26 protein-coding genes and 1 other annotated feature are annotated in these 25,481 nt (G+C 42.7%); of the genes, 25 read left to right on the forward strand and 1 reads right to left on the reverse strand.

Annotated features, from left to right (window positions below):
- Nucleotides 1-27: 27 nt before the first annotated feature.
- A complete protein-coding gene (locus AC1DOK_RS20570) occupies nucleotides 28-258 on the reverse strand; it encodes a hypothetical protein (RefSeq protein WP_477556198.1) in 231 nt (76 codons plus the stop codon).
- A 104-nt stretch (nucleotides 259-362) separates the two neighbouring features.
- Here AC1DOK_RS20570 and epsC point away from each other — a divergent pair, with 104 nt between their 5' ends.
- From epsC to tuf, 25 genes are all read left to right on the forward strand, one after another.
- Nucleotides 363-1,055, forward strand: coding sequence for a serine O-acetyltransferase EpsC (gene epsC, locus AC1DOK_RS20575; protein WP_477556199.1), 693 nt, complete (start codon nucleotides 363-365; stop codon nucleotides 1,053-1,055).
- The gene (cysS, locus tag AC1DOK_RS20580; protein ID WP_477556200.1) at nucleotides 1,036-2,433 is read left to right on the forward strand and encodes a cysteine--tRNA ligase; all 1,398 of its coding nucleotides are present in this window, start codon (nucleotides 1,036-1,038) and stop codon (nucleotides 2,431-2,433) included. Before epsC ends, cysS begins: the two co-directional genes overlap by 20 nt.
- 26 nt (nucleotides 2,434-2,459) lie before the next feature.
- Nucleotides 2,460-2,891: a Mini-ribonuclease 3 gene (locus tag AC1DOK_RS20585; RefSeq protein ID WP_477556201.1), complete on the forward strand. Its 432-nt coding sequence runs from the start codon at nucleotides 2,460-2,462 to the stop codon at nucleotides 2,889-2,891.
- 73 nt (nucleotides 2,892-2,964) lie between these two features.
- A complete protein-coding gene (gene rlmB, locus AC1DOK_RS20590; protein ID WP_477556202.1) occupies nucleotides 2,965-3,708 on the forward strand; it encodes a 23S rRNA (guanosine(2251)-2'-O)-methyltransferase RlmB in 744 nt (247 codons plus the stop codon).
- Nucleotides 3,709-3,714: 6 nt separating this feature from the next.
- The gene (locus tag AC1DOK_RS20595) at nucleotides 3,715-4,227 is read left to right on the forward strand and encodes an NYN domain-containing protein (protein ID WP_477556203.1); all 513 of its coding nucleotides are present in this window, start codon (nucleotides 3,715-3,717) and stop codon (nucleotides 4,225-4,227) included.
- Between the two features lie 120 nt (nucleotides 4,228-4,347).
- Nucleotides 4,348-4,995, forward strand: a complete 648-nt coding sequence (gene sigH, locus AC1DOK_RS20600) for an RNA polymerase sporulation sigma factor SigH (RefSeq protein ID WP_477556204.1) — start codon at nucleotides 4,348-4,350, stop codon at nucleotides 4,993-4,995.
- 246 nt (nucleotides 4,996-5,241) lie between these two features.
- The gene (locus AC1DOK_RS20605; protein ID WP_477556205.1) at nucleotides 5,242-5,412 is read left to right on the forward strand and encodes a cytochrome c oxidase subunit 2A; all 171 of its coding nucleotides are present in this window, start codon (nucleotides 5,242-5,244) and stop codon (nucleotides 5,410-5,412) included.
- A 63-nt stretch (nucleotides 5,413-5,475) separates the two neighbouring features.
- Complete coding sequence (locus tag AC1DOK_RS20610) at nucleotides 5,476-5,952, forward strand: cytochrome c oxidase subunit II (RefSeq protein WP_477556206.1); 477 nt, start codon at nucleotides 5,476-5,478, stop codon at nucleotides 5,950-5,952.
- Between the two features lie 50 nt (nucleotides 5,953-6,002).
- A complete protein-coding gene (locus tag AC1DOK_RS20615; protein WP_477556207.1) occupies nucleotides 6,003-7,649 on the forward strand; it encodes a b(o/a)3-type cytochrome-c oxidase subunit 1 in 1,647 nt (548 codons plus the stop codon).
- A 63-nt stretch (nucleotides 7,650-7,712) separates the two neighbouring features.
- The gene (locus tag AC1DOK_RS20620; protein ID WP_477556208.1) at nucleotides 7,713-8,084 is read left to right on the forward strand and encodes a cupredoxin domain-containing protein; all 372 of its coding nucleotides are present in this window, start codon (nucleotides 7,713-7,715) and stop codon (nucleotides 8,082-8,084) included.
- Nucleotides 8,085-8,302: 218 nt separating this feature from the next.
- On the forward strand, nucleotides 8,303-8,452 hold the full coding sequence (rpmG, locus tag AC1DOK_RS20625) for a 50S ribosomal protein L33 (RefSeq protein WP_132420682.1): 150 nt from the start codon (nucleotides 8,303-8,305) through the stop codon (nucleotides 8,450-8,452).
- Nucleotides 8,453-8,470: 18 nt separating this feature from the next.
- Nucleotides 8,471-8,686, forward strand: coding sequence for a preprotein translocase subunit SecE (gene secE / locus AC1DOK_RS20630; protein ID WP_477556209.1), 216 nt, complete (start codon nucleotides 8,471-8,473; stop codon nucleotides 8,684-8,686).
- Between the two features lie 9 nt (nucleotides 8,687-8,695).
- Nucleotides 8,696-9,229, forward strand: coding sequence for a transcription termination/antitermination protein NusG (nusG, locus tag AC1DOK_RS20635; protein ID WP_477556210.1), 534 nt, complete (start codon nucleotides 8,696-8,698; stop codon nucleotides 9,227-9,229).
- 241 nt (nucleotides 9,230-9,470) lie between these two features.
- Nucleotides 9,471-9,896, forward strand: a complete 426-nt coding sequence (rplK, locus tag AC1DOK_RS20640; protein ID WP_477556211.1) for a 50S ribosomal protein L11 — start codon at nucleotides 9,471-9,473, stop codon at nucleotides 9,894-9,896.
- Nucleotides 9,897-9,979: 83 nt separating this feature from the next.
- Entirely contained in the window at nucleotides 9,980-10,672 is a 693-nt protein-coding gene (gene rplA, locus AC1DOK_RS20645) for a 50S ribosomal protein L1 (protein ID WP_477556212.1), read from the forward strand.
- 67 nt (nucleotides 10,673-10,739) lie between these two features.
- Nucleotides 10,740-10,897: a sequence feature (ribosomal protein L10 leader region), on the forward strand.
- 73 nt (nucleotides 10,898-10,970) lie between these two features.
- Complete coding sequence (gene rplJ, locus AC1DOK_RS20650; protein WP_477556213.1) at nucleotides 10,971-11,477, forward strand: 50S ribosomal protein L10; 507 nt, start codon at nucleotides 10,971-10,973, stop codon at nucleotides 11,475-11,477.
- Nucleotides 11,478-11,543: 66 nt separating this feature from the next.
- Nucleotides 11,544-11,906: a 50S ribosomal protein L7/L12 gene (rplL, locus tag AC1DOK_RS20655; protein ID WP_477556214.1), complete on the forward strand. Its 363-nt coding sequence runs from the start codon at nucleotides 11,544-11,546 to the stop codon at nucleotides 11,904-11,906.
- A gap of 122 nt (nucleotides 11,907-12,028) precedes the next feature.
- Nucleotides 12,029-12,625 carry a class I SAM-dependent methyltransferase gene (locus AC1DOK_RS20660; RefSeq protein WP_477556215.1) on the forward strand — a complete coding sequence of 199 codons (597 nt, stop codon included), beginning with the start codon at nucleotides 12,029-12,031 and terminating at the stop codon, nucleotides 12,623-12,625.
- 503 nt (nucleotides 12,626-13,128) lie between these two features.
- On the forward strand, nucleotides 13,129-16,662 hold the full coding sequence (gene rpoB, locus AC1DOK_RS20665) for a DNA-directed RNA polymerase subunit beta (protein ID WP_477556216.1): 3,534 nt from the start codon (nucleotides 13,129-13,131) through the stop codon (nucleotides 16,660-16,662).
- A gap of 97 nt (nucleotides 16,663-16,759) precedes the next feature.
- Nucleotides 16,760-20,380: a DNA-directed RNA polymerase subunit beta' gene (gene rpoC, locus AC1DOK_RS20670; RefSeq protein WP_477556217.1), complete on the forward strand. Its 3,621-nt coding sequence runs from the start codon at nucleotides 16,760-16,762 to the stop codon at nucleotides 20,378-20,380.
- A gap of 177 nt (nucleotides 20,381-20,557) precedes the next feature.
- Nucleotides 20,558-20,809, forward strand: a complete 252-nt coding sequence (locus tag AC1DOK_RS20675; RefSeq protein ID WP_477556218.1) for a ribosomal L7Ae/L30e/S12e/Gadd45 family protein — start codon at nucleotides 20,558-20,560, stop codon at nucleotides 20,807-20,809.
- A 180-nt stretch (nucleotides 20,810-20,989) separates the two neighbouring features.
- Nucleotides 20,990-21,409, forward strand: a complete 420-nt coding sequence (gene rpsL, locus AC1DOK_RS20680) for a 30S ribosomal protein S12 (protein WP_477556219.1) — start codon at nucleotides 20,990-20,992, stop codon at nucleotides 21,407-21,409.
- A gap of 68 nt (nucleotides 21,410-21,477) precedes the next feature.
- Entirely contained in the window at nucleotides 21,478-21,948 is a 471-nt protein-coding gene (rpsG, locus tag AC1DOK_RS20685) for a 30S ribosomal protein S7 (protein ID WP_477556220.1), read from the forward strand.
- A 34-nt stretch (nucleotides 21,949-21,982) separates the two neighbouring features.
- Nucleotides 21,983-24,058, forward strand: coding sequence for an elongation factor G (fusA, locus tag AC1DOK_RS20690; RefSeq protein WP_477556221.1), 2,076 nt, complete (start codon nucleotides 21,983-21,985; stop codon nucleotides 24,056-24,058).
- A 106-nt stretch (nucleotides 24,059-24,164) separates the two neighbouring features.
- Nucleotides 24,165-25,355: an elongation factor Tu gene (gene tuf, locus AC1DOK_RS20695; RefSeq protein WP_477556222.1), complete on the forward strand. Its 1,191-nt coding sequence runs from the start codon at nucleotides 24,165-24,167 to the stop codon at nucleotides 25,353-25,355.
- The last annotated feature ends 126 nt before the right edge of the window (nucleotides 25,356-25,481 follow it).

Here is a 25,481-nt window from a genome sequence, read left to right on the forward strand (position 1 = left end):
ATCAAGCTTGATTCACAACAGGGTTTCTCAGAGAGAATGATCTTGACCATCACGAGAAATAAGTGGATGGCTTGGCTGTGAATCATTCATACCCGATTGACTGAACATGCACCTGGGAGCTGCTGCGCCGACCTGTCCTAGAGACAAAGTAGGTGTAGCCGGATCGTCTCCGTTATAAGCGCATAAGCCGTGATAGTCGTAGTAGTCGTTTTTTGACGAAGGATTGTCGCCAAGCAGAGTGGAACCGCGTTGATTCACACGCCTCTGCAGCCTTTAATAGGCTGTGGAGGCTTTTTTGTTGTTATAGAATTTATATCCTTCAGATCATAAATTCGTGTGGTTGATTGTAGGGGGAGTCACTAATGTGGGACACAATAAAATCGGATATTAAAGCTGTGTATGAGAATGATCCAGCGGCTCGCAGTACATTTGAAATTATATTTACGTATTCTGGCGTACACGCGATTTGGCATCACCGATTTGCACATTGGTTCTATAAGAAAAGAATGTTCACTATTTCTCGTGTGATCTCACAGGCATCTAGATTTATTACAGGCATCGAAATCCACCCTGGTGCGCGTCTTGGCAAGAGGCTCTTTATAGATCATGGGATGGGAATTGTGATTGGTGAAACCTGTGAAATTGGTGATGATGTTGTCCTATATCAAGGTGTCACGCTCGGCGGTACGGGGAATGAGAAAGGCAAGCGTCATCCAACAATCGGTAATAACGTCGTGATTTCCTCAGGGGCTAAAGTGCTTGGATCATTCAGTGTAGGTGATAATTCACGGATTGGTGCTAACGCAGTCGTGCTTAAGGAAGTGCCAACAAACAGTACAGTTGTAGGTATCCCTGGGCGGATTGTTAAGCGCGATGGTGTACGTATTAATCGATTGAATCATGGTGATCTGCCAGATCCAATTATAGATATATGTCGAAATTTGACTAGTGAGCTTGATAGAGTTAAAGAACAAGTGGTTGAATTACAACATCAACTTGCTGCTGAGAGACAAAAGAATGGAGGCGCAATAAAGCATGACTCTGAAAATTTATAATACGATGACAAGGCAAAAAGAAACGTTTGTTCCCCTAGAGCAAGGTAAGGTGAAAATGTACGTCTGCGGACCTACGGTGTACAATTACATTCATATCGGTAACGCTAGACCTGCGATCTTTTTTGATGTGGTACGTAGATATTTAACTTATATAGGTTATGATGTTACGTATCTTGTCAATTTTACAGATGTGGATGATAAGATCATTCGTGCTGCAGAGGAAACGGGCGAGGGCGTTAATGAGCTTGCAGAGCGGTTTATTCAGGCGTACTTAGAAGATGTAAGTGCCATTGGCATTAATCCAGTAACGGATCATCCTCGTGTAACGGATAACATTGATGCTATTATTTCATTCATTGAGAAACTGGTGGAAAAGGGATTCGCATATCCAAATGGCGGCGATGTCTATTATCGTACGACCAAGTTTGATGAATACGGCAAGCTATCCCATCAGAACTTAGATGAGCTACAGTATGGAATTCGGATTGAAGTAGATGAGCGCAAAGAAAGTCCGCAGGACTTTGTGCTCTGGAAAGGTGCTAAGCCCGGTGAAATTTCTTGGATCTCTCCTTGGGGAGAAGGGCGTCCAGGCTGGCATATTGAATGCTCAGCAATGGTCCAAAAGTATCTGGGCGAAACGATCGATATTCATGGTGGCGGACAGGATCTAGCTTTCCCGCATCATGAATGTGAAATTGCTCAATCTGAAGCAGTCACAGGTAAACCAATGGCAAGATATTGGATGCATAATGCATTTATCAATATGGATAATGAAAAAATGTCGAAATCGCTCGGTAACTTTATTATGCTTAAAGATATTCGCCAGCAGGTACGCCCGCAAACGCTAAGGTTCTTTATGCTGAATGCACATTATCGGAATCCGCTTAATTTCAGTGAGGAAACCGTTCGTCAGGCAGACAGCTCGGTAGATCGCATCTGGAATGCAATAACAAATCTTGAGCATCGGTTGTCGATTGCAATGAATGGACCTGTTGATGAGCAAGTTGCAGCGCGGATTCAAGAGATTAGTACTTATTTTGAAGCTAAAATGAATGATGATTTCAATACGCCTGATGCGATTACAGCGATATTTGATCTTGTTTCGGAAACGAATATTTATTTAAACCGGGAGCGGGTAACAGTAGAAACACTCGAAAGCTTACTGCAAACATTTAAAGCTTTTGATGTTGTACTAGGTATACTACCGGCGGAGAACGGTAATTTATTAGATGAAGAAGTCGAAGCTCTGATTCAAGAGCGGATCGATGCGCGTAAGAATAAGAATTGGTCGCGTGCTGACGAAATTCGTGATTTATTGACGGAAAAAGGTATCTTCTTAGAGGATACTCCACAAGGAATTCGCTGGCGCCGCAAATAAATGAAGATTGAATGGAAGGCCTAACTATGGATGATAACAAGGTAGATGTAATGAAGGATATGAGTTTATTATATTATTCACCAGATAAGAACCCAGCACTAATTCACCCATTAGTGCTGGCTTATGTTGGTGATGCAGTATTTGAAATGTTCATTCGGCAAGTGGTGATTTCACAACCGAATCAGCGGCCCAACTTCTTGCACCGTGCATCGACGCAATTTGTTTCTGCAAAAGCACAGTCGAAGGCGTTAGAGAAATGGATGCCACTGCTTACTGAAGAAGAACAAGACGTTGTCCGCCGGGGACGTAATGCTAAGTCTGGATCTATTCCCAAGAATGCGGATGTTCTTGAGTATCGTCACTCAACAGCTATGGAGTGTTTAATTGGTTATTTGCATTACAAAGGTGAACACGCTCGTTTACGAGAATTGCTCAATTTATTAATTCAGCAGGATTAAAATAAGCGTATGCGTTCCAAGTAGTTTTGCTAACGCAAGACTTGTATTCACAAACTTAAAGGAGGTTCTAATTATGTCTGAAGAAGAATTTATTGGTGGTAAGCATTCGATCCTAGAAGCAATGAAGGCAGGGAGAACCATAAATAAAATATGGATTGCAGAGAACGCTCAGAAGGCGCTCACTCAGCCAATCGTTGCAGAAGCGAAGCTGCATGGCATTATTGTACAGTTTGCGGACAAGCGTAAGCTCGATACGATGGCAGAAGGGTTACAACATCAGGGAGTCGTTGCCCAAGTTGCAGCTTATGATTATGTCGAGATCGATGACATTCTCGAAGCGGCTCGTGAACGCGGCGAAGATCCGTTTATTCTGATCCTAGATGAGATTGAGGATCCTCATAATCTCGGCTCAATTCTTCGTACTGCAGATTGTACTGGCGTACATGGCGTCATTATTCCGAAACGCCGGTCGGTCGGGCTTACTGCAACTGTGTCTAAAATTTCCGCTGGAGCAGTAGAATATGTTCCTGTAGCGAGAGTCACCAATATTGCACAAACGATCGATAAGCTGAAGGAATGTGGAGTATGGGTAGCGGGAACGGACGTTAGTGCAGCAGATGACGTATACCGCAGTAACTTTGCAATGCCGATCGCACTCGTTATCGGGAATGAAGCTAAGGGAGTTGGCCGTCTTATTAAAGAAAAGTGCGACTTTCTTGTTAAGCTACCTATGCAAGGAAAAATCAACTCGCTGAACGCTTCTGTTGCGGCTGGTGTGCTGATGTATGAGGTTGTTCGGCAGCGTAAGCAGAGCTGATGCATAATGCAGGAGTTTTTGGTTGTTGATGGCTACAACATTATTGGTGCTTGGCCAGATTTGCAAAAATTAAAGGATTACAACTTGGAAGAAGCGCGTAATGTGCTCATTCATCAACTAGCAGAGTTCCAATCTTACTCCGGAATGAAGACGTATTTAGTGTTTGATGCGTACCAAGTTCCAGGCCTTGGCAAAAAATATTTACAGAGTAGATTAAGTGTTCTTTATACCAAGGAAAAAGAGACGGCGGACGAGCTCATTGAACGTCTTGTAACAGACTTAATTGGCAGGCGTAAACAAGTATACGTAGCAACATCTGATATGATTGAGCAGCACGTTATTTTCGGCAAAGGCGCGCTACGTCTCACTGCGGGCGAGCTTTTGACCAAAATTAAACATAGTCGCAAAGAGATACAGACCCAAATTGCGCGTGACCTTAAACCGGAACGAAATACGTTTGACAAAAACATGAATTCGGCGACAAAAGAATGGTTTGAAAGGATGAGAAGAGGGGAATAATCCTGCTTTTACGGTAAAATTTGTAATTGACCCCGTTGACGATGTCAGTTTTCTTCATGTATACTGAACCTATCTTAAATTTTGTAAATTTTTCAAGCTTCACGAGCCGGAGGGATTATAATGGGTGTCGACCTCAAAGAGTCGAGAATAAGCGTTTATGATCTCGCGTTGGATGAAGATATTGTGGAAGCTGTCCGACAAGGCAATAGTGAAGCGCTTGAATTCTTAATTAATAAATACCGTAACTTAGTTCGGGCGAAAGCTCGTTCTTATTTCCTAATAGGTGCGGATCGAGAGGACATTGTACAAGAGGGTATGATCGGCTTGTACAAATCAATTCGTGATTTTCGCGGGGACAAGCTCGCGTCATTTAAAGCGTTTGCAGAGCTATGTATTACTAGGCAGATCATTACAGCTATCAAAACAGCTACTAGACAGAAGCATATTCCGCTGAATTCATACGTCTCTCTAGACAAGCCTATCTATGATGAGGATTCGGACCGGACGCTGCTCGACATCATTTGTGGGTCTAAGGTCTCTGATCCAGAGGAACTTATTATTAATCAAGAAGAGTTCATTGGACTTGAAGATAAGATGGGTGAAATCTTAAGTGATCTTGAACGCAAGGTATTGATGCTTTACCTAGATGGACGTTCCTATCAGGAAATTGCAGTCGATCTGGATCGTCATGTGAAATCTATCGACAATGCTTTACAACGTGTGAAACGCAAACTCGAACGATATTTAGAAGTTAGGGATTTGGTTTAAATTCTATAAAAATAAATCATAGTTAAACAAGCAACTCTTTTGAAGTTGCTTGTTTTTTTGTGTTTTGAAATGGAAATAAGGGCGGCGATTGTCGAATTAGTTATGTGGTGAGAATGATTTAAATTATTTGATAATTAACAATAATGTAACAATTAAGAGTTGTGGTTGTGATAAATATCACTTTGGACAAAATTGCTCGGGTGATAGAATAATGGCATCAATAGGAATATTTTGGGAGGTGCCTGTATGGGGGAACCAGTAATCAAGGAACAAGGGCAAACAGTGATTATACCAAAGCAGGAGCGTATGGATAGTGAGCCATCTCTTAAAGGCACATTTGTATCGGTATTGATCGTCGGCGGTGTCATTCTAATTACATGGTTACTTGTCTTCGTTTTGTTTGTTTATCGAACCTAATCATCTCGGATAAGTATCTTGCTTGGATTTGGCAAACGTCATTTAGGAGAAAGAGGGGGAAATATGCATATTCATCGTTTAGAGAAAATTTGGCTTTCAATTGGTATGGCTATGCTCATTCTGTTTCTAGCTATTGTTGGCATCTCTGGTTTTGCAATGGGGATGAACCCGCCGACAAGTGATAGTCAGCATGGCAAAGTAGATCCGACTAAGGTGGATAAGACACCACCATTCGATAAACCGGGACTTGTTCAAGCAGGCGATAATTTGTATGAAGCTAATATGACAGCGTACTTGTTTTCGTTTGATCCAGGAGAGATGGAAGTTCCAGTAGGATCAACTGTAATGTTCAATATAACGAGTAAAGACGTTGTTCATGGGTTTGAAATTGTAGGAACAACAGTCAATATGATGGTAACTCCAGGTGAAGTTAATCATCTGAGTTATAAATTTGACAAACCGGGCGAATATCTCGTTCTGTGCAATGAATACTGCGGAACTGGACATGAGGTTATGCAAGCAAGAATTATCGTGAAGTAAATGTCCTGCAAACGAGCACATTCAATACTTTTTAGAGGGAGATTTTCGCTATGAAGGATAAACGTTTTGATCCAAAAGATGCAAAGCTCGTCTTGGCTCATATTTTATTCGCATTCGGTGCACTGTTAATAGGCGGAATTGCAGGTGTATTACAAGGGCTTGTTAAAGGGAATATGATCACGCTGCCTTCCTTAATCGGTTATTACGAGTTGTTGACTGCGCATGGTGTGTTAATGGCACTTATTTTCACGACTTACTTTATCATAGGATTTTTATATTCAGGTATTTCCTCAACACTCGGAGGGCAGCTGCTTCCGGTAGCTCGTAGGCTTGGATGGATAGGTTATTGGTTGATGTCAATCGGAACTGTAATGGGAACGATCTGTATTCTGACCAAACAAGCTACTGTTCTTTATACTTTCTACGCACCAATGAAAGCTTCACCTTATTTCTATATCGGTTTGGCATTAGTGGTCGTAGGAAGCTGGATGAGTGGGTTTGGTATTTTTGTTCAGTACCGTGCTTGGCGCAAAGCCAATAGTAATAAGCTCTCGCCTCTTTTCTCCTTTATGGCTGTCTCAACAATGATTCTGTGGCAAGTTGCAACCATAGGGGTAGCGGCAGAAGTTGTTTTACAGCTCATTCCATGGTCGTTTGGGTGGGTAGAGACGGTCAATGTATTACTTAGTCGTACGTTATTCTGGTTCTTTGGACATCCGCTTGTGTATTTCTGGCTGTTACCTGCTTATATTTGCTGGTATGTCGTTATTCCCAAAATTATCGGCGGCAAAATATTTAGTGACTCGTTAGCTAGATTATCATTTATTTTGTTTATTCTATTCTCAATTCCAGTCGGATTTCATCATCAGTTGATGGAACCAGGGATTTCATCGATCTGGAAGTATCTACAGGTTGTATTAACTTTTATGGTTATTGTTCCTTCATTAATGACTGCATTCTCAATGTTCGCAACATTCGAAATGTATGGCAGATCCAAGGGTGCCAAAGGACTGTTCGGTTGGCTAAAGTTCTTGCCTTGGGGTGATGTAAGGTTCTTTGCACCATTCGTTGGCATGTTGGTATTTATCCCAGCTGGTGCAGGTGGAGTAATTAACGCGAGTAATCAAATGAACGCTGTTGTTCATAACACGCTGTTCATTACAGGTCATTTCCATTTAACAGTTGCAACAAGTGTTGCATTAACATTCTTTGGAATTGTCTATTGGTTAATCCCGATTATGCTCGGTAGACCACTAACCAAGAAGATCAATAAACTAGGGATCATCCAAACCCTCACCTGGTGTGTAGGTATGCTGTTCATGTCAGGTTCAATGCACTGGGTTGGATTAGTAGGATCTCCTCGTCGTACTGCAGGTACTGACTATAACGGTAGCGCAGAAGCTGCTGGATGGATTCCTTATCATGTGGCTATGGCCATTGGTGGCGTAATCCTATTCATTGGTGTCATTCTGATGATATATAATATCGTTGCATTGATGCGTTCGGCTCATGGTGAGACAGAAGAATACCCAATTGCAGAGGCTTCTGAACAATCTGGAGAGACACCTAAGGTTCTCGAACGTTGGGGGTTATGGATTGGTGTAACTGTAGTTCTAATCCTAGTTGCATATTCAATTCCGGTCATAGGTATGATTGGCGGTGACACTGTGGGCTCACCAGGCTTCAAGACTTGGTGATTAGCTAGTATTACTGGTTTAAAGTTCTATTAAACATACATTGAAATTTGGAGGGGTTTACCCATGAGAACAAAATTAGCAATTTTAGTTGTGTCCGTATTTATAATAGCGTCTGTACTTAGTGCGTGCGGTAGTAAATCAGAGGGAGCCAGTTCGGGGAGTACATCTGGCGAAGTGAAAGAGATTACATTGACAGGCACTAATTTTGATTGGGAACCCAAAGAAATCAGAGTTAAAAAAGGTGATAAGGTTAAATTGACACTCGTTAATAAAGAAGGTATGCATGGCGTTGAAATCGCGGATTTTAAAGTAAAGATAGATAAGCCGGGATCAAAAGAATTTGTAGCTGATAAAGCAGGTACGTTTGAATTCAAATGTTCAATTATGTGTGGTAATGGTCATGGTACCATGGTTGGTAAGTTAATAGTAGAATAAAGGGTCAAATTACGAGGTGGATTGTCCTATTATTAATAGGCGATTCACCTTTGTTGTATAAAAAATATTTAGAATGAAACACTAGGATGCGTGGGCAATGTTTCGCTTGACATGCAATATGACATATGATAAAGTATTGCAGGTAGCCCTGTAAAACGCTTCTTTATGATGCACTTAAACGGGGCAGAAATTGGAGTATGTCTCGGGAGGTGTACAACATGCGGGTATTCATTACACTGGCGTGCACGAATTGTAAACAAAGAAACTATACATCCGTTAAAAATAAGCGCAACCATCCAGACCGTATGGAACTGAAAAAATATTGCAAATATTGCAATGAACATACCGGCCATCGTGAGACCAGGTAGTATGTGGGGGTGTAGTTTGTGTCTTTCTTAGCGAATATCAAAAAAGGCTTTTCATCTAGTTTTGGCTTTTTCAAAGACAGCGGTGCTGAACTGAAAAAGGTAAAATGGCCAAGCCGTAAAGAGTTAACGAGTTATACTCTGGTGACAGTTGGCACAATCGCCGTTGTCGCTATCTATTTTTTCCTACTCGACCTAGGGATTAGTAATCTTGTGCGTTATATTATGGATCTATAGGTGAATTCAATGGAGAAAAGTTGGTACGTAGTTCATACCTATTCGGGGTATGAGAACAAAGTTAAAGCTAACTTGGAGAAACGTGTGGAATCCATGGACATGACGGATAAAATTTTCCGCGTGCTCGTTCCGATGGAAGAAGAAATCGTGAACAAGGACGGGAAGAAGAAATCTGTAATGCGCAAAGTCTATCCTGGCTATGTGCTTGTCGAGATGGTACAGACGGATGATTCTTGGTACGTTGTGCGTAATACGCCTGGCGTTACTGGTTTTGTCGGCTCTACAGGTTCTGGTTCTAAACCAACAGCACTACATCCGGAAGAAGTGGAAGCTATTCTCAAGCATATGGGAATGGAAGAGCCGAGACCGGTGGTTGAGTTTAGTCTTAAGGAAACGGTTCGCGTTAAAGTTGGTCCGTTTGCAAACTTTGTTGGAACTGTTGAGGAAATTTTGTTTGATAAGAGCAAGTTAAAGGTCCATGTCAACATGTTTGGCAGGGAAACCCCACTTGAGCTAGATTTCGATCAAGTGGAGAAGCTATAGTTTAGAAATGCATCCTTCCGTCAGGTTGGGCAATTCTAATATATGAGGTTTCTGCTGGGCCTGTTCCTGCAAGAGGAGTAGGCTTTTTCAGTGAAACAGAATTTATCTGGGTTAACTCGTTGAATTCTGAACGTCACCTTAAGAAATGCGATTGTTCTTAATGAACGTCGTGGTCGTTTCCCCGGTGGGAGGGACTCAGCATGATCCCGTTTTACCACACTATTGCAAGGAGGTGTCTCACATGGCAAAGAAGGTTATTAAATTAGTTAAGTTGCAAGTTCCTGCAGGTAAAGCGAATCCAGCACCACCAATTGGTCCGGCACTCGGTCAAGCAGGTGTTAACATCATGGCTTTCTGTAAGGAATTTAATGCGAGAACTGCAGATCAAGCGGGACTAATTATCCCAGTTGAAATCTCAGTATTTGAGGATCGTTCGTTTACATTCATTACGAAAACTCCTCCTGCTGCTGTTTTACTTCGCGTTTCCGCTGGTATCCCTAAGGGTTCTGGTGAACCAAACAAGAAGAAAGTAGCAACAGTTAAACGCGATAAAGTTCGCGAAATCGCTGAGCAAAAAATGCCTGACTTAAACGCTGCATCTGTTGAAGCTGCAATGCGTATGGTTGAAGGTACTGCTCGTAGCATGGGCATCACAATCGTAGACTAATTTAGTTTACAATAGGAACGACGGCAATTAGTTGCCGAATCAGTGGGAGGGCTCCCCGTTAATACCACAAAGGAGGAACACAAATGGCTAAGCATGGTAAGAAATATATCGAAGCTTCCAAACAAGTATTAGCTGAAACGCTATACGAGTCACAAGAAGCGATTGAATTAGTTAAAAAGATGGCATCAGCTAAGTTTGACGAAACTGTAGACATCGCTGTTCGTTTGGGCGTTGACCCAAGAAAGCAAGACCAAGCTGTTCGTGGTGTAGTTGTATTGCCACACGGAACTGGTAAAACAAAACGCGTACTTGTATTCGCCAAAGGTGACAAAGCAAAAGAAGCGGAAGCGGCTGGAGCAGACTTCGTTGGCGATCAAGATATGATTAATAAAATCCAACAAGGTTGGTTCGATTTTGATGTCTGCGTAGCAACTCCTGACATGATGAGTGAAGTTGGTAAGCTTGGTCGTCTGCTTGGTGGTAAAGGCCTTATGCCGAACCCTAAAGCAGGTACTGTAACTTTCGACGTTACTAAAGCTGTTCAAGAGATTAAAGCAGGTAAAATCGAGTACCGCCTTGACAAACAAGGACAAATTCATGCAGGCATTGGTAAAGTTTCCTTTGATGCTGACAAGTTGCAAGACAACTTCAAAGCTTTGATGGATGCTCTAGTTAGAGCGAAACCTGCAGCGGCTAAAGGTGTATACCTGAAGAACGTTGCGATCTCCTCAACTATGGGACCAAGCGTTCACGTGAATTTGCAATCATTCAGATAGGTTGTCATTCCAATTAAAGGATAGTGATTGACTTTCATAGTTAGTCATGATAATCTAGCTAATGTTGTGAGATTGAATATATAGACCGTAGACAGTAGGTGCCTTAACAAGCTTAATTCCCTGCCGAGGTGTTGTGATATAAATTCCGATCGGCTTGCCTTATGGTGAGTCGAGAGGGAAACGTCATGCCTTCGTATTGTCTGCGAAGGCATTTCTTATTGCTCAGGCACGAGAAATGCCGAAGACAGATAAGTTTGCTGTAAGGCAAATGAATATGCGATTGAAATGAGGTGTAACAATGGCAAATGCAAAAGTTTTAGCTGAGAAAGAACTATTGGTTGGTGAATTAGCGGAGAAGCTTCGTGCTAGCTCATGCGCAATCGTAACGGATTACCGTGGATTGAATGTAGCGCAAGTAACGCAACTTCGTAAATCTTTGCGTGAAGCAGGTATTGAATTCGCAGTACTTAAGAATACAATGCTTCGCCGCGCAACAGCAACAACTGATTTAACTGATTTGGATCAATACTTGACAGGACCAACAGCGATTGCATTCAGTAAAGATGATGTAGTAGCTCCTGCCAAAATTTTAACTGAGTTTGCGAAGAAAAACGACAAACTTGAAGTTAAAGGTGGCGTGGTTGAAGGTAAAGTTGTTGATTTAACTCAAATCAAAGCACTGGCAGATCTACCTTCCAGAGAAGGTCTTCTATCCATGCTACTCAGCGTCCTTCAAGCTCCTGTTCGCAACTTCGCCCTTGCGGTTAAAGCTGTATCAGAGAAACAAGAAGGCGCACAAGCGTAATACGTATTACCGTGTAGTCTAATGAATTTTAAAAAAATGAATTAATATAACAATGGAGGTATAACCATGAGCAACGAACAAATCTTGGAAGCCATCAAAGGCATGACAGTATTAGAATTAAACGACTTGGTTAAAGCAATCGAAGAAGAATTTGGTGTTACTGCAGCAGCTCCAGTAGCTGTAATGGCAGGCGGCGCAGCTGTTGAAGCTGAAGAGCAATCCGAATTCGACGTAATCCTTTCAAACGCTGGTGCTTCAAAAATCAACGTAATTAAAGTGGTTCGCGAAATCACTGGTCTTGGCTTGAAAGAAGCTAAAGAACTAGTTGACAACGCTCCTAAAGCAGTAAAAGAAAAAGTATCTAAAGAAGATGCTGAAGCAGTAAAAGCTAAGCTTGAAGAAGCTGGCGCAGCTGTAGAAGTTAAGTAATATAGATAAACGGCAAACCTCTTGGGGCAACCTAAGGGGTTTGCTTTCTTTCAAAAGTGGATTAGATATATTACATAAAGGATCTACAATTTTTGAAAGAAAGGTTCGAAGGAGGGTTGCTAATGTCGGAGCATTATTATACAGAGAAGCCAACAGTGGGAAGTGAGCGACATATTGTCGAAGAAGTTCTGCGTGGTAGAAAGTTTAAATTCACGACAGATGCAGGTGTATTTTCTAAGAAGGGCATTGATTATGGTAGTAAGCTGCTAATTGAGACGATGGAGTTATCTAACGATGCTAATGTGCTTGATGTAGGTTGTGGCTATGGACCAATTGGTCTAAGTGCAGCGTTGATCGCTTCGAGTGGTAAAGTTACGATGGTTGACATCAACCAAAGGGCACTTGAGTTAGCAGGGCTGAATGCTCGTTCGAACGAGATTCATAATGTGATCATTCAGCAGAGTGACGCTCTATCAACTGTCCTAGATAGGAAGTTCGATGTCGTACTTACTAATCCACCGATTCGCGCAGGTAAAGATACGGTTCATCGGATTTTTACAGAAGCTAGAGAAGTGCTTGTTGATGGTGGCTCGTTATGGGTTGTTATTCAGAAAAAGCAAGGTGCTCCCTCTGCTTATACTAAATTAGAAGAATTATTTGGCGAAGTAGAAGAGGTAACCAAAGATAAAGGCTATCGAATCTTTAAAGCAACAAGATAATCGGGCATTCGGGAAATGTTGTATGGTGGAAATAATTTGACTTGACTTTTTCAATATGGTATTATTAAAAAATGTCAGCATTAAAATTGCCCTATATGTCTTCATTTAACGAAATGTCAAGTGCTTTTCGACAAGAAGGTATATAATAATAAGCTTAAACGTATATACTTGTTTTTTTGGGCAAATCTAACAAGATGAGTGTAAAATTATTCCATCCATATGCAAGGATATCACGACAACATCAAGAGGGCTTCGATAGAAGCTTTTCTTCATGAATAAGAAAATATAGGTTTAACCTGTATGATTATTCTTATTCATTTGGAAAAAATCAGTCCTTAGCAAGGATGACGAAGTCATTTCTTAGTGTTTTGTTAGTTATATGAATTTATTAGCGCTGCTCATAAATTCGGAATAACTTTAAGAAGCTCATCCGTCCGATCATCGGAAGTGGAGAAGTTTCTTCTTGTTATAAGATATTGATTAGACTCGAGGGGTGAATGAACTTGGCGGGACATCTGGTTCAGTTTGGTCGACGTAAACGCAGGACTTATGCACGAATCAATGAGGTACTTGAGATTCCGAACCTGATTGAAATTCAACAAAAATCATATCAATGGTTTTTGGACGAAGGTCTTCGAGAAATGTTTCAAGATATCTCCCCTATTCAGGATTTTACGGGGAATCTTGTGCTCGAGTTCATCGATTATAACTTAGGCGAACCTAAGTATAGCGTCGATGACTCTAAAGAGCGTGATGTCACATACGCAGCTCCACTGAGAGTGAGAGTGCGTCTTATCAACAAAGAAACCGGTGAAGTGAAGGAACAAGAAGTGTTCATGGGAGATTTCCCAATCATGACTGAAACCGGAACGTTCATTATCAATGGTGCCGAACGGGTTATTGTCTCCCAATTGGTTCGCTCTCCGAGTGTTTATTATAACACAAAAGTTGATAAGAACGGGAAGAAAACGTTCACAGCAACTGTCATTCCTAACCGTGGAGCATGGCTCGAATTAGAGACAGACGCGAAGGACATTATTTATGTGCGTATTGATCGTACGCGTAAGATTCCAGTTACTGTTCTTCTTAGAGCGATGGGCTTCGGATCAGATGCAGAAATCTTAGAATTGCTCGGCGAAGACGAGTTTATTCAAAACACGCTAGATAAAGATAATACCGATACAACAGAAAAAGCATTAATCGAGATTTACGAGCGTCTACGTCCAGGTGAACCACCTACGATTGATAACGCGCGTTCTCTTCTAATCGCACGTTTCTTTGATCCAAAACGCTATGATTTAGCGAACGTTGGTCGTTATAAAATTAATAAGAAGCTTCATATTAAGAACCGTCTATTCAATCAAAGATTGGCGGAGACTTTGTATGATCCAGATACAGGGGAAATCATTGCAGAGTCTGGTCAGTTAATTGATCGTAGACTACTTGATCAAATCCTACCTTCTTTAGAGAACGGTGTAGGTAAACAAGACTATCGTGTGCCTAATGGCATCATTGATGCGGACATTCCAATTCAAACGATCAAAGTCTTCTCTCCAATTGAAGATGGCAAAGTTGTAAAAGTGATTTCCAATGGTGTTATTGATAAATCTATCAAGAATATTACGCCAGCAGATATCATTTCATCAATTAACTATTTCGTTGACCTGTTGCATGGAATCGGTAGTACCGATGATATTGACCATCTTGGTAATCGTCGTTTGCGTTCAGTAGGTGAACTCTTACAGAATCAATTCCGTATTGGTTTGTCTCGTATGGAACGTGTTGTTCGTGAACGTATGTCTATTCAAGATGCTAACGTCATTACGCCACAGGCATTGATTAATATTAGACCGGTTATTGCTTCTATTAAAGAGTTCTTTGGTAGCTCTCAATTGTCGCAATTTATGGATCAGACGAATCCGCTAGCAGAATTAACGCATAAGCGTCGTTTATCTGCACTAGGACCCGGTGGTTTGACGCGTGAGCGCGCAGGCTTTGAAGTGCGTGACGTCCATCACTCTCACTATGGTCGTATGTGTCCGATTGAGACGCCGGAAGGTCCGAACATTGGTTTGATTAACTCATTGTCTACATTTGCGAGAATCAATGAGTATGGCTTCATCGAAGCTCCATACCGCTGGGTAGATCCGAAAACAAGTATTGTTACGGAGAAAATCTCGTATTTAACAGCAGACGAAGAGGACAACTACGTTATCGCGCAAGCGAATGCGGAACTTACTGAAGAAAGTAAGTTTGCAGATGAAACGGTTATTGTCAGATTCAAAGATGAGAACTTAATCTTACCAACTGAACGTGTGGATTATATGGACGTTTCTCCAAAACAAGTTGTATCCGTGGCAACGGCGCTCATTCCGTTCTTAGAGAACGATGACTCCAACCGTGCGCTCATGGGTTCTAACATGCAACGTCAAGCTGTTCCATTACTGATTCCTAAAGCGCCATTAGTAGGTACAGGCATGGAGCACAAATCAGCGAAGGATTCGGGAGTTTGTATCGTTTCCAAGCATGATGGTGTTGTTGAGCGCGTTTCTGGTAATGAGATTGTGGTTCGTCGTCAACAATCGATAGATGGTCGTCTAGTATCAGGTGATTTAATAAAACATAAGTTGCATAAGTTTATGCGCTCTAACCAAGGTACGTGCATTAATCAGCGTCCGATCGTTCACAAAGGTGATATTGTTCGCGTAGGTGATATCCTCGCAGATGGTCCATCAACAGAACAGGGTGAATTAGCTCTAGGACGTAACGTAGTCGTAGCATTCATGACTTGGGAAGGTTATAACTATGAGGATGCGATCCTGTTAAGTGAAAGATTAGTGAAAGAAGACGTGTTTACGTCTATTCATATTGAAGAATATGAGTCCGAAGCTCGTGATACGAAGCTAGGACCGGAAGAAATAACACGTGATATCCCGAATGTCGGTGAAGATGCACTCAAGAATTTAGATGAGCGTGGAATCATTCGTGTCGGAGCTGAGATTGGCGCAGGAGACATTCTTGTTGGTAAAGTAACTCCTAAAGGTGTTACAGAGCTTACTGCAGAAGAACGTTTGCTCCATGCAATTTTCGGCGAGAAAGCACGTGAGGTTCGTGACACAAGCTTACGCGTGCCACACGGTACTGATGGTATTGTTGTTGACGTGAAAGTGTTCACTCGTGAGAACGGTGATGAATTGCCACCAGGTGTTAATCAGCTTGTGCGTGTTTACATTGCTCAGAAGCGTAAGATTTCTGAAGGTGACAAAATGGCCGGACGCCATGGTAATAAAGGGGTTATTGCTCGCATTTTACCAGAGGAAGATATGCCATTTATGCCGGATGGAACACCGGTAGAAGTCGTGCTTAACCCACTAGGGGTTCCGTCACGGATGAACATCGGACAGGTGCTCGAGGTTCACCTTGGTATGGCTGCGAAGCAACTTGGATTGCATGTAGCTACACCAGTATTTGATGGAGCGAGTGAGTATGATGTATTCGACTCGATGGAAGAAGCTGGCATGCAACGCAGTGGTAAGACAATCTTGTACGATGGACGTTCAGGTGAAGAGTTTGAGCGTGAAGTTACCGTTGGTATTATGTATATGATCAAGCTTGCGCACATGGTTGATGATAAAATCCATGCGCGTTCAACTGGACCATACTCACTCGTTACACAACAACCTCTCGGCGGTAAAGCGCAGTTCGGTGGACAGCGTTTTGGTGAGATGGAAGTTTGGGCGCTTGAGGCATACGGTGCGGCTTATACACTTCAAGAAATTCTGACTGTTAAATCCGATGACGTTGTTGGTCGTGTGAAAACATATGAATCAATTGTCAAAGGTGAGAACATTCCAGAGCCTGGTGTACCAGAATCGTTTAAGGTTCTTATCAAAGAGTTACAAAGCTTAGGTATGGACGTCAAAATCCTATCAGGCGATGAGAAAGAAATTGAAATGAAAGAATCCGATGATGACGAAGACGCTGTGAATGATAAGCTCAATTTGAATCTTGAGGGCGCCGAAGTCGGAGTGGAGTAAGCTGTCTTAATTACTAAGGAAACGTGCTCACCTTTAAACGTATGGTGATGCCGTTTCCTCTTTATAAAGTCACCATAACTTTAAGGAGGGTTGCTCCTTGTTGGACGTTAACAACTTCGAGTTTATGAAAATCGGTCTGGCATCGCCTGACAAAATTCGTTCGTGGTCCCGCGGAGAAGTAAAGAAGCCGGAAACAATTAACTACAGAACACTGAAACCGGAGAAAGAGGGTTTGTTCTGTGAGAAGATTTTTGGACCGACGAAAGATTGGGAATGTCATTGCGGCAAGTACAAGCGCGTGCGTTACAAAGGTGTTGTCTGCGATCGCTGCGGCGTCGAAGTAACACGTCAAAAGGTGCGCCGCGAACGCATGGGGCATATTGAATTAGCAGCTCCTGTATCGCACATCTGGTATTTCAAAGGAATTCCAAGCCGTATGGGTCTTGCTTTGGATATGTCACCACGGTCACTTGAAGAGGTCATCTATTTTGCCTCTTATGTTGTAACTGATCCCGGTGACACACCACTTGAGAAAAAACAATTGCTTTCGGAGAAGGAATATCGCTCTTACCGCGAAAAGTACGGTTATGCATTCCAAGCAGGAATGGGTGCTGAAGCAGTTAAGAAACTATTACAGGATATCGAAATTGATCGTGAAGTAGATCGACTCAAAGAAGAGTTGAAAACGGCTCAAGGTCAACGTCGTAATCGTGCGATCAAGCGTCTAGAAGTTATGGAAGCATTCCGTAACTCCAAGAACCATCCTGACTGGATGATCCTTGATGTTCTTCCTGTTATTCCTCCTGAGCTTCGCCCGATGGTACAGCTGGATGGCGGTCGCTTCGCGACTTCTGACCTTAACGACCTGTATCGCCGTGTAATCAACCGTAACAATCGTTTGAAACGTTTGCTAGACCTAGGCGCACCAGATATCATCGTACAGAATGAGAAGCGTATGCTTCAAGAAGCTGTCGATGCGCTTATCGACAATGGTCGTCGTGGCCGTCCAGTTACTGGACCTGGTAACCGTCCTCTTAAATCTCTCAGCCATATGCTGAAGGGTAAACAAGGACGCTTCCGTCAGAACTTACTAGGTAAACGTGTTGACTACTCCGGCCGTTCCGTTATCGTTGTTGGACCGAGCCTGAAGATGTACCAATGTGGATTACCGAAGGAAATGGCACTCGAATTATTTAAGCCTTTCGTAATGAAAGAACTTGTTAATAAAGGCCTAGCACACAACATTAAGAGTGCGAAGCGCAAAGTAGAACGTGTATCTCCAGATGTATGGGACGTTCTTGAAGAAGTGATTCGTGAACATCCGGTTCTACTTAACCGTGCACCAACGCTTCACAGACTCGGTATTCAAGCATTTGAACCGATTCTTGTTGAAGGTCGCGCGATCAAGCTGCATCCGCTCGTATGTACAGCCTATAACGCTGACTTCGACGGTGACCAAATGGCCGTTCACGTACCACTATCTGCCGAAGCTCAAGCTGAAGCTCGTCTTCTTATGCTTGCAGCAGGTAACATTCTTAACCCGAAAGACGGTAAGCCAGTTGTAACACCTTCACAGGATATGGTTCTAGGATCATTCTATCTGACGATGGACAACAAGCAAGCCAAAGGCAGCGGTGCAATTGTACGTACTGTCAATGAAGCAGTTTCTTCTTACCAAAGTGGTAAAGCAGCGCTTCACGCTCGTATTGCTATCCCAGTAAAAGCACTGAACAAAACATGCTTTACTGAACGTCAGCAAGAAGCAATGTTAATTACAACGGTTGGGAAAGTTATTTTCAATGAAATCTTCCCTGCAGATCTGCCGTTTATCAATGAACCTACTAAAACAAACTTACTGTATGGTACACCTGATCAGTATTTTGCCTTCGACAAAGGTGCAGACCTGCGTGCAATGATGGCCGATACACCGGAGTGTAAAGCGGTAGGTAAAGATTATTTAGGAACGATAATTGCAGAATGCTTCCGTAAATACCATACAACAGAGACTTCGGTTATTCTGGATAAAATCAAAGAACTTGGATTTACGTACTCGACAAAAGCGGGAATTACTGTTGCCGTTTCTGACGTAGTCGTACCTGAGGAGAAAGATCAAATCCTTAGAAAATCAGAAGAAAGTGTTCGTACAGTTACGCAGCAATACCGTCGTGGTCTAATTACAGATGATGAGCGGTATGACCGTGTTATCGGTATTTGGAGTAAAGCGAAGGATGAAATCACAGATATCTTGATGAAATCCCTCGATAAATATAACTCAATCAACATGATGGTTGAGTCTAAAGCACGGGGTAACAAATCTCAGATTACACAGCTCGGCGGTATGCGTGGTCTAATGGCCAACCCGGCTGGTAAAATTATCGAATTACCGATTAAGTCGAACTTCCGTGAAGGCTTAACGGTTTTAGAATACTTTATTTCGACGCATGGTGCGCGTAAAGGTCTAGCCGATACAGCGTTACGTACAGCTGACTCTGGTTACCTAACTCGCCGTCTGGTTGACGTTGCACAAGACGTTATCGTTCGCGAAGATGATTGTGGAACAGATAAAGGCTTTACTGTCACCAAGATTCAAGATGGTAAAGAAGTTATTGAAGACTTGTTTGACCGTATTGAAGGACGTTATGCATTTGAAACAATCCGTCATCCTCAAACAGGTGAAGTTATCATTGGCCGCAATGAATTAATTGAAGCTAATGAGGCAAATGCAATCGTTGATGCAGGCGTAGAGAAACTACAGATCCGTTCTGTTCTATCTTGCCGTTCTGTACACGGTGTGTGTAAGAAATGTTATGGTCGTAACCTTGCGACTGGTCAACATGTTGAGATTGGGGAAGCAGTTGGTATTATTGCTGCACAATCGATTGGTGAGCCAGGAACACAACTTACGATGCGTACGTTCCATACCGGGGGCGTTGCCGGAGACGATATTACACAAGGTTTGCCGCGGATTCAGGAGCTATTTGAGGCTCGTAATCCGAAAGGTCAAGCGATCATTACTGAAGTTGATGGTGTTGTCAAAGATATTCGCGAAGCGAAAGATCGTCGCGAAATCGAAGTTGAAGGTGAAGCAGAATCCCGCGTATATCCTGTACCATACGGTTCGCGTGTTCGTGTAACAATTGGTCAGCATATTGAAGCAGGTGACGAGCTTACTGATGGTTCGATCGATCCGAAGGAGATGCTACGCATCAAAGGTATCCGTGGGGTGCAGAACTACATTCTGCAAGAGGTTCAACGCGTTTACCGTAACCAAGGGGTTGAAATCAACGACAAGCACGTTGAAGTTATGATTCGCCAAATGTTACGTAAAATCCGTATTGTTGATGCTGGTGATACCACACTATTGCCTGGTGCCTTCGTTAACATGCATGAATATGAAGAAGCAAATAAAGTGGCACTTTTCGCAGGTACTGAACCAGCGGTCGCTAAACCGATCCTATTAGGTATCACGAAGGCGTCACTTGAAACAGACTCCTTCTTATCTGCAGCCTCGTTCCAAGAGACAACTCGTGTCTTGACGGATGCAGCAATCAAAGGTAAGGTCGACCAATTGCTTGGTCTGAAGGAGAATGTTATTATCGGTAAACTAATTCCAGCGGGTACAGGTATGCCTCGTTACCGCAACATCCGAATTACAACACCGAATGATGACCTTCAGCAATCCGATTCAGTTGAGAAAGAAACGGTAGCTGTCGAATAGTTTGTTGAATAACAAGAACACCGTCCATTACGCTTGATGTGTGTGGACGGTGTTTTATATTTACGAGATAAATTTCAATATCTATTCTTGACACACTTGGCCTGAAATGTTATCATACTTGAGTGTGCCTAGGGTTGATCGTTATTTATGCGAAACTTTGAGTGGGGGATTTCATCCATGTCTTACGAAAAGGTGAAGCAGGCAAAGCAATTAAGCATTGGCACAAAGCAAGCAACGCGAGTTGTTGAGCTAGGTAAAGCGCAATTAGTTATTATGGCGAATGATGCAGATCCGCGATTGACGATGAGAATGGCAGCTCTTTGTTCTAAACTTGGAGTTGAAGTTGACTACGTAGAATCCATGAAGTTGCTTGGTAAAGCGTGTGGTATCGATGTAGGCACAGCTATGGTGGCAATCGTAATCGAATAAACCAGAACTGTTTTTGTCAAAGGGGTTCGAAGCCCAAGGCAAAAACTTTCTCTTTGCTCTTTTACGACTCGCCTGGATCTGTGGGCTTGTTATCGCCGAGATCACTTCTCCTTGAAGTGTTCAACTATCGTCAACAAAATAGCATTGAAATGGTTCTATTATTAGAGAGGAGGTGGCGAAATGCCAACAATTAACCAATTAGTACGTAAAGGACGCCAAGCGAAAGTGGTTAAATCAAAATCCCCAGCTCTTCAAAGAGGCTTTAATGCCTTGAAAAGAGAAGCTACGGATCTTAGTGCTCCACAAAAGCGCGGTGTTTGTACTCGTGTAGGTACAATGACTCCGAAAAAGCCGAACTCGGCTCTTCGTAAATATGCCCGTGTACGTTTGACTAACCGTGTCGAGGTAACAGCTTACATCCCAGGGATCGGTCACAACTTGCAAGAACACAGCGTGGTATTGATCCGCGGTGGTAGGGTTAAAGACTTACCAGGGGTACGTTATCACATCGTTCGTGGTGCTCTTGATACTGCTGGTGTGAACAACCGTAAGCAATCCCGTTCAAAATACGGAACAAAACGTCCTAAAGTAAAAAAATAATATCCGTGACTAATGCATGACATGCATAGCGTCCAAACGGATGATTTTTCAAAGAAAGGGGGATAACTATGCCTCGTAAAGGTCCAGTTACTCGCAGAGATGTATTACCAGATCCAATTTATAATAGCAAGTTGGTCACTCGTCTTATCAACCGCATCATGATTGATGGAAAAAGAGGGACAGCACAATCCATTCTATATAACGCTTTTAACATCGTGAAAGACCGTACTGGTAAAGAACCGATGGAAGTGTTCGAGACAGCTATTAAGAACATTATGCCTGTTCTTGAAGTTAAAGCTCGTCGTGTAGGTGGAGCTAACTATCAAGTACCTATCGAAGTTAAGCCTGAGCGTCGTACGACTTTAGGTCTTCGTTGGTTAGTGAACTACTCTCGTCTTCGTGGTGAAAAAACGATGGAAGAGAGACTTGCAAACGAGATTATCGATGCAAGCAATAGCACAGGTTCTTCTGTTAAGAAGCGTGAGGATACTCACAAAATGGCGGAAGCAAACAAAGCATTTGCTCACTACCGTTGGTAGGATAATACTTGCAATTTAGAAAGGAGACAAACGTATGTCAAGAGAGTTCTCCTTAAAAGATACGCGTAATATTGGTATTATGGCGCATATTGATGCTGGTAAGACAACGACTACTGAGCGTATCTTGTTCTTCACAGGCCGTACGCATAAAATCGGAGAGGTGCACGAAGGTGCAGCTACGATGGACTGGATGGAACAAGAGCAGGAGCGCGGAATTACGATTACTTCCGCTGCTACTACCGCTGCATGGAAAGGTCACCGCATCAATATTATTGATACCCCGGGACACGTTGACTTCACAGTTGAAGTTGAACGTTCCCTTCGCGTGTTGGATGGGGCAGTTGGTGTATTTAGTGCGAAAGAGGGCGTAGAGCCACAGTCTGAAACCGTTTGGAGACAGGCTGACAAATATGGTGTTCCTCGTGTTGCTTATGTTAACAAGATGGATATCATTGGTGCTGACTACCTTAATGTTATCGATTCAATGCGTCTTAAATTGGGTGCGAACGCTGTTGCGATTCAACTTCCAATCGGCGCAGAGAATGACTTTACAGGTATTATCGATATCGTTCAAGAACGTGCACACATGTTCAGAGACGATAAAGGTCTTGATATCGAAGAAGTTGAAATTCCTGCAGAATTCAAGGATAAAGTTGCTGAACTTCGTAACGAACTCATCGAGAAAGTTGCTGAGCTAGACGAAGATTTAACAATGAAGTACCTTGAGGGTGAAGAAATTACAACTACTGAGCTTAAAGCTGCGCTTCGTAAGGGCGTATGTGAAGTTAAAATTTTCCCAGTTATCTGTGGATCCTCTTACCGTAATAAAGGGGTTCAATTGATGATGGACGCTGTTGTAGATTACCTACCAGCTCCGATTGATGTTCCAGCAATCAAGGGTACCCTTGAAGATGGTACAGAAACTGTGCGTGAATCTTCCGATTCAGAGCCGTTTGCTGCTCTTGCATTTAAAATTGCAACTGACCCTTATGTTGGTAAACTCACGTTCTTCCGTGTGTATTCCGGTGTATTGCAATCAGGATCATATGTAATCAATGCAACTAAAGGCAAACGTGAGCGTATCGGTCGTATCCTTCAAATGCATGCGAACAGCCGTCAAGAAATTTCCGAAGTTTACTCCGGAGATATTGCAGCTGCAGTTGGTTTGAAAGATACAGGTACTGGCGACACATTATGTGATGAGAAGCATCCGGTTATCTTGGAGTCAATGAACTTCCCTGATCCGGTTATCGACCTCGCAGTTGAGCCAAAAACTAAAGCTGACCAAGACAAAATGGGTATCGCGCTTTCTAAATTGACGGAAGAAGATCCGACATTAAGAGCACGTACTGATGAAGAAACTGGTCAAACCATTCTTTCAGGTATGGGTGAGCTTCACCTAGAAATTATCGTAGACCGTATGCGTCGTGAATTTAAAGTGGAAACCAACGTGGGTAAACCTCAAGTTGCTTATCGCGAAACATTCCGTAATGGCGCTAAAGTTGAAGGTAAATTCGTTCGTCAATCCGGTGGCCGTGGTCAATACGGACATTGTTGGATTGAGTTTGAACCGCTTGAAGCTGGTTCCGGCTTTATCTTTGAAAGCAAGGTTGTCGGTGGAGCGATTCCTAGAGAGTACATTGCCCCGATTGGTGCAGGTATCGAAGAATCCATGAAGAACGGCGTTATCGCTGGCTTCCCACTCGTTGACCTTAAAGCAACTGTCGTAGACGGTTCTTATCATGATGTCGATTCCAATGAAATGGCGTTTAAAATCGCTGGTTCCATGGCACTCAAAGCTGCTAAAGACAAGTGTAATCCAGCCCTTCTTGAGCCAATCATGAAGGTTGAAGTTACAGTTCCTGAAGAGTACATGGGTGACGCAATGGGTATGCTTAACTCCCGTCGTGGTCGTATCGAAGGTATGGATTCTCGTGCAGGAGCTCAGTTCATTCGTGGTAAAGTACCTTTGTCCGAAATGTTCGGATTCTCAACAGTACTTCGTTCTGGTACTCAAGGTCGCGGTACTTACTCAATGGAACTTTCTCACTATGAAGAAGTGCCTAAAAATATTGCAGACGAGATTATTGCTAAGCATAAAGGCGAGTAATTTCTAGTCAAAAGCCGGTCGTTATATCCTATTCACCAGAATTTGGATATCTCGGCCTGCCTATATAATTAATAACATTCATTTACCCAAGGAGGTATTGTTTAAAATGGCAAAGGCTAAATTTGAACGTACAAAACCGCATGTTAACATCGGTACAATCGGTCACGTTGACCATGGTAAAACAACTTTGACAGCTGCAATTACAACTGTTCTTTCCAAAAGATATGGTGGCGCAGCTATCGCATTTGATCAAATCGACAAAGCTCCAGAAGAGCGCGAGCGCGGTATCACAATCTCAACTTCCCACGTTGAGTATGAAACTCCAAACCGTCACTATGCACACGTTGACTGCCCAGGTCACGCTGACTATGTTAAAAACATGATCACTGGTGCTGCACAAATGGACGGAGCGATCCTAGTTGTTTCCGCAGCTGACGGTCCTATGCCACAAACTCGTGAGCACATCTTGTTGTCACGTCAAGTAGGCGTGCCTTACATCGTTGTATTCATGAACAAATGCGACATGGTTGAAGACGAAGAGTTGCTTGAGCTAGTTGAAATGGAAATTCGCGATTTGCTTAGCGAATACGAATTCCCAGGCGACGACACTCCAATCATCCGTGGTTCTGCTCGTGAAGCGTTGCAAAACCCTGATGGCGAGTGGGCTGACAAAATCATCGAGTTGTTCGAACAAGTTGATACTTACATTCCACAACCTGAGCGTCAAACAGACAAGCCTTTCCTTATGCCAGTTGAGGATGTATTCTCAATCACTGGTCGTGGAACAGTTGCTACTGGCCGTGTAGAGCGTGGAACAGTTAAAGTACAAGACGAAGTTGAAATCGTTGGTATCGCTGAAGAAACTCGCAAATGCGTAGTTACTGGCGTTGAAATGTTCCGTAAGCTTCTTGATTCCGCTCAAGCGGGTGACAACATCGGAGCATTGCTTCGTGGTGTTGACCGTAACGACATCGAGCGTGGTCAATGTCTTGCTAAGCCAGGTTCAGTTAAACCACACACGCAGTTCACTGCACAAATTTACGTTTTGACTAAAGAAGAGGGTGGCCGTCATAAGCCTTTCTTCCCTGGTTACCGTCCACAGTTCTACTTCCGTACAACTGACGTAACAGGTATCATCAACCTTCCAGAAGGTACTGAAATGGTTATGCCTGGCGACAACATCGAAGTTACTGTAGATTTGATTAACCCAATTGCTATTGAGCAAGGTACTAAGTTCGCGATTCGCGAAGGCGGACGTACTGTTGGTGCAGGCGCAGTTGCTACAATCATTAAATAATTTTACTTTGCGCCTAGCGTTAAGTAATGACAAGAAGCTCATTGCCTATAAAGCAATGAGCTTTCTTTAGTATTATAGAATTTATAACTTTTCATATAACAAATTCTAAGTATTACTTGAAGAAAC

The sequence above is a fragment of the Paenibacillus sp. P5_B5 genome (assembly GCF_056400365.1).

Coding starts and splice junctions, on each gene's coding strand:
- epsC (WP_477556199.1), top strand. CDS start 363: ATGTGGGACACAATAAAATCGGATATTAAAGCTGTGTATGAGAATGAT.
- cysS (WP_477556200.1), top strand. CDS start 1,036: ATGACTCTGAAAATTTATAATACGATGACAAGGCAAAAAGAAACGTTT.
- AC1DOK_RS20585 (WP_477556201.1), top strand. CDS start 2,460: ATGGATGATAACAAGGTAGATGTAATGAAGGATATGAGTTTATTATAT.
- rlmB (WP_477556202.1), top strand. CDS start 2,965: ATGTCTGAAGAAGAATTTATTGGTGGTAAGCATTCGATCCTAGAAGCA.
- AC1DOK_RS20595 (WP_477556203.1), top strand. CDS start 3,715: ATGCAGGAGTTTTTGGTTGTTGATGGCTACAACATTATTGGTGCTTGG.
- sigH (WP_477556204.1), top strand. CDS start 4,348: ATGGGTGTCGACCTCAAAGAGTCGAGAATAAGCGTTTATGATCTCGCG.
- AC1DOK_RS20605 (WP_477556205.1), top strand. CDS start 5,242: ATGGGGGAACCAGTAATCAAGGAACAAGGGCAAACAGTGATTATACCA.
- AC1DOK_RS20610 (WP_477556206.1), top strand. CDS start 5,476: ATGCATATTCATCGTTTAGAGAAAATTTGGCTTTCAATTGGTATGGCT.
- AC1DOK_RS20615 (WP_477556207.1), top strand. CDS start 6,003: ATGAAGGATAAACGTTTTGATCCAAAAGATGCAAAGCTCGTCTTGGCT.
- AC1DOK_RS20620 (WP_477556208.1), top strand. CDS start 7,713: ATGAGAACAAAATTAGCAATTTTAGTTGTGTCCGTATTTATAATAGCG.
- rpmG (WP_132420682.1), top strand. CDS start 8,303: ATGCGGGTATTCATTACACTGGCGTGCACGAATTGTAAACAAAGAAAC.
- nusG (WP_477556210.1), top strand. CDS start 8,696: ATGGAGAAAAGTTGGTACGTAGTTCATACCTATTCGGGGTATGAGAAC.
- rplK (WP_477556211.1), top strand. CDS start 9,471: ATGGCAAAGAAGGTTATTAAATTAGTTAAGTTGCAAGTTCCTGCAGGT.
- rplA (WP_477556212.1), top strand. CDS start 9,980: ATGGCTAAGCATGGTAAGAAATATATCGAAGCTTCCAAACAAGTATTA.
- rplJ (WP_477556213.1), top strand. CDS start 10,971: ATGGCAAATGCAAAAGTTTTAGCTGAGAAAGAACTATTGGTTGGTGAA.
- rplL (WP_477556214.1), top strand. CDS start 11,544: ATGAGCAACGAACAAATCTTGGAAGCCATCAAAGGCATGACAGTATTA.
- AC1DOK_RS20660 (WP_477556215.1), top strand. CDS start 12,029: ATGTCGGAGCATTATTATACAGAGAAGCCAACAGTGGGAAGTGAGCGA.
- AC1DOK_RS20675 (WP_477556218.1), top strand. CDS start 20,558: ATGTCTTACGAAAAGGTGAAGCAGGCAAAGCAATTAAGCATTGGCACA.
- rpsL (WP_477556219.1), top strand. CDS start 20,990: ATGCCAACAATTAACCAATTAGTACGTAAAGGACGCCAAGCGAAAGTG.
- rpsG (WP_477556220.1), top strand. CDS start 21,478: ATGCCTCGTAAAGGTCCAGTTACTCGCAGAGATGTATTACCAGATCCA.
- fusA (WP_477556221.1), top strand. CDS start 21,983: ATGTCAAGAGAGTTCTCCTTAAAAGATACGCGTAATATTGGTATTATG.
- tuf (WP_477556222.1), top strand. CDS start 24,165: ATGGCAAAGGCTAAATTTGAACGTACAAAACCGCATGTTAACATCGGT.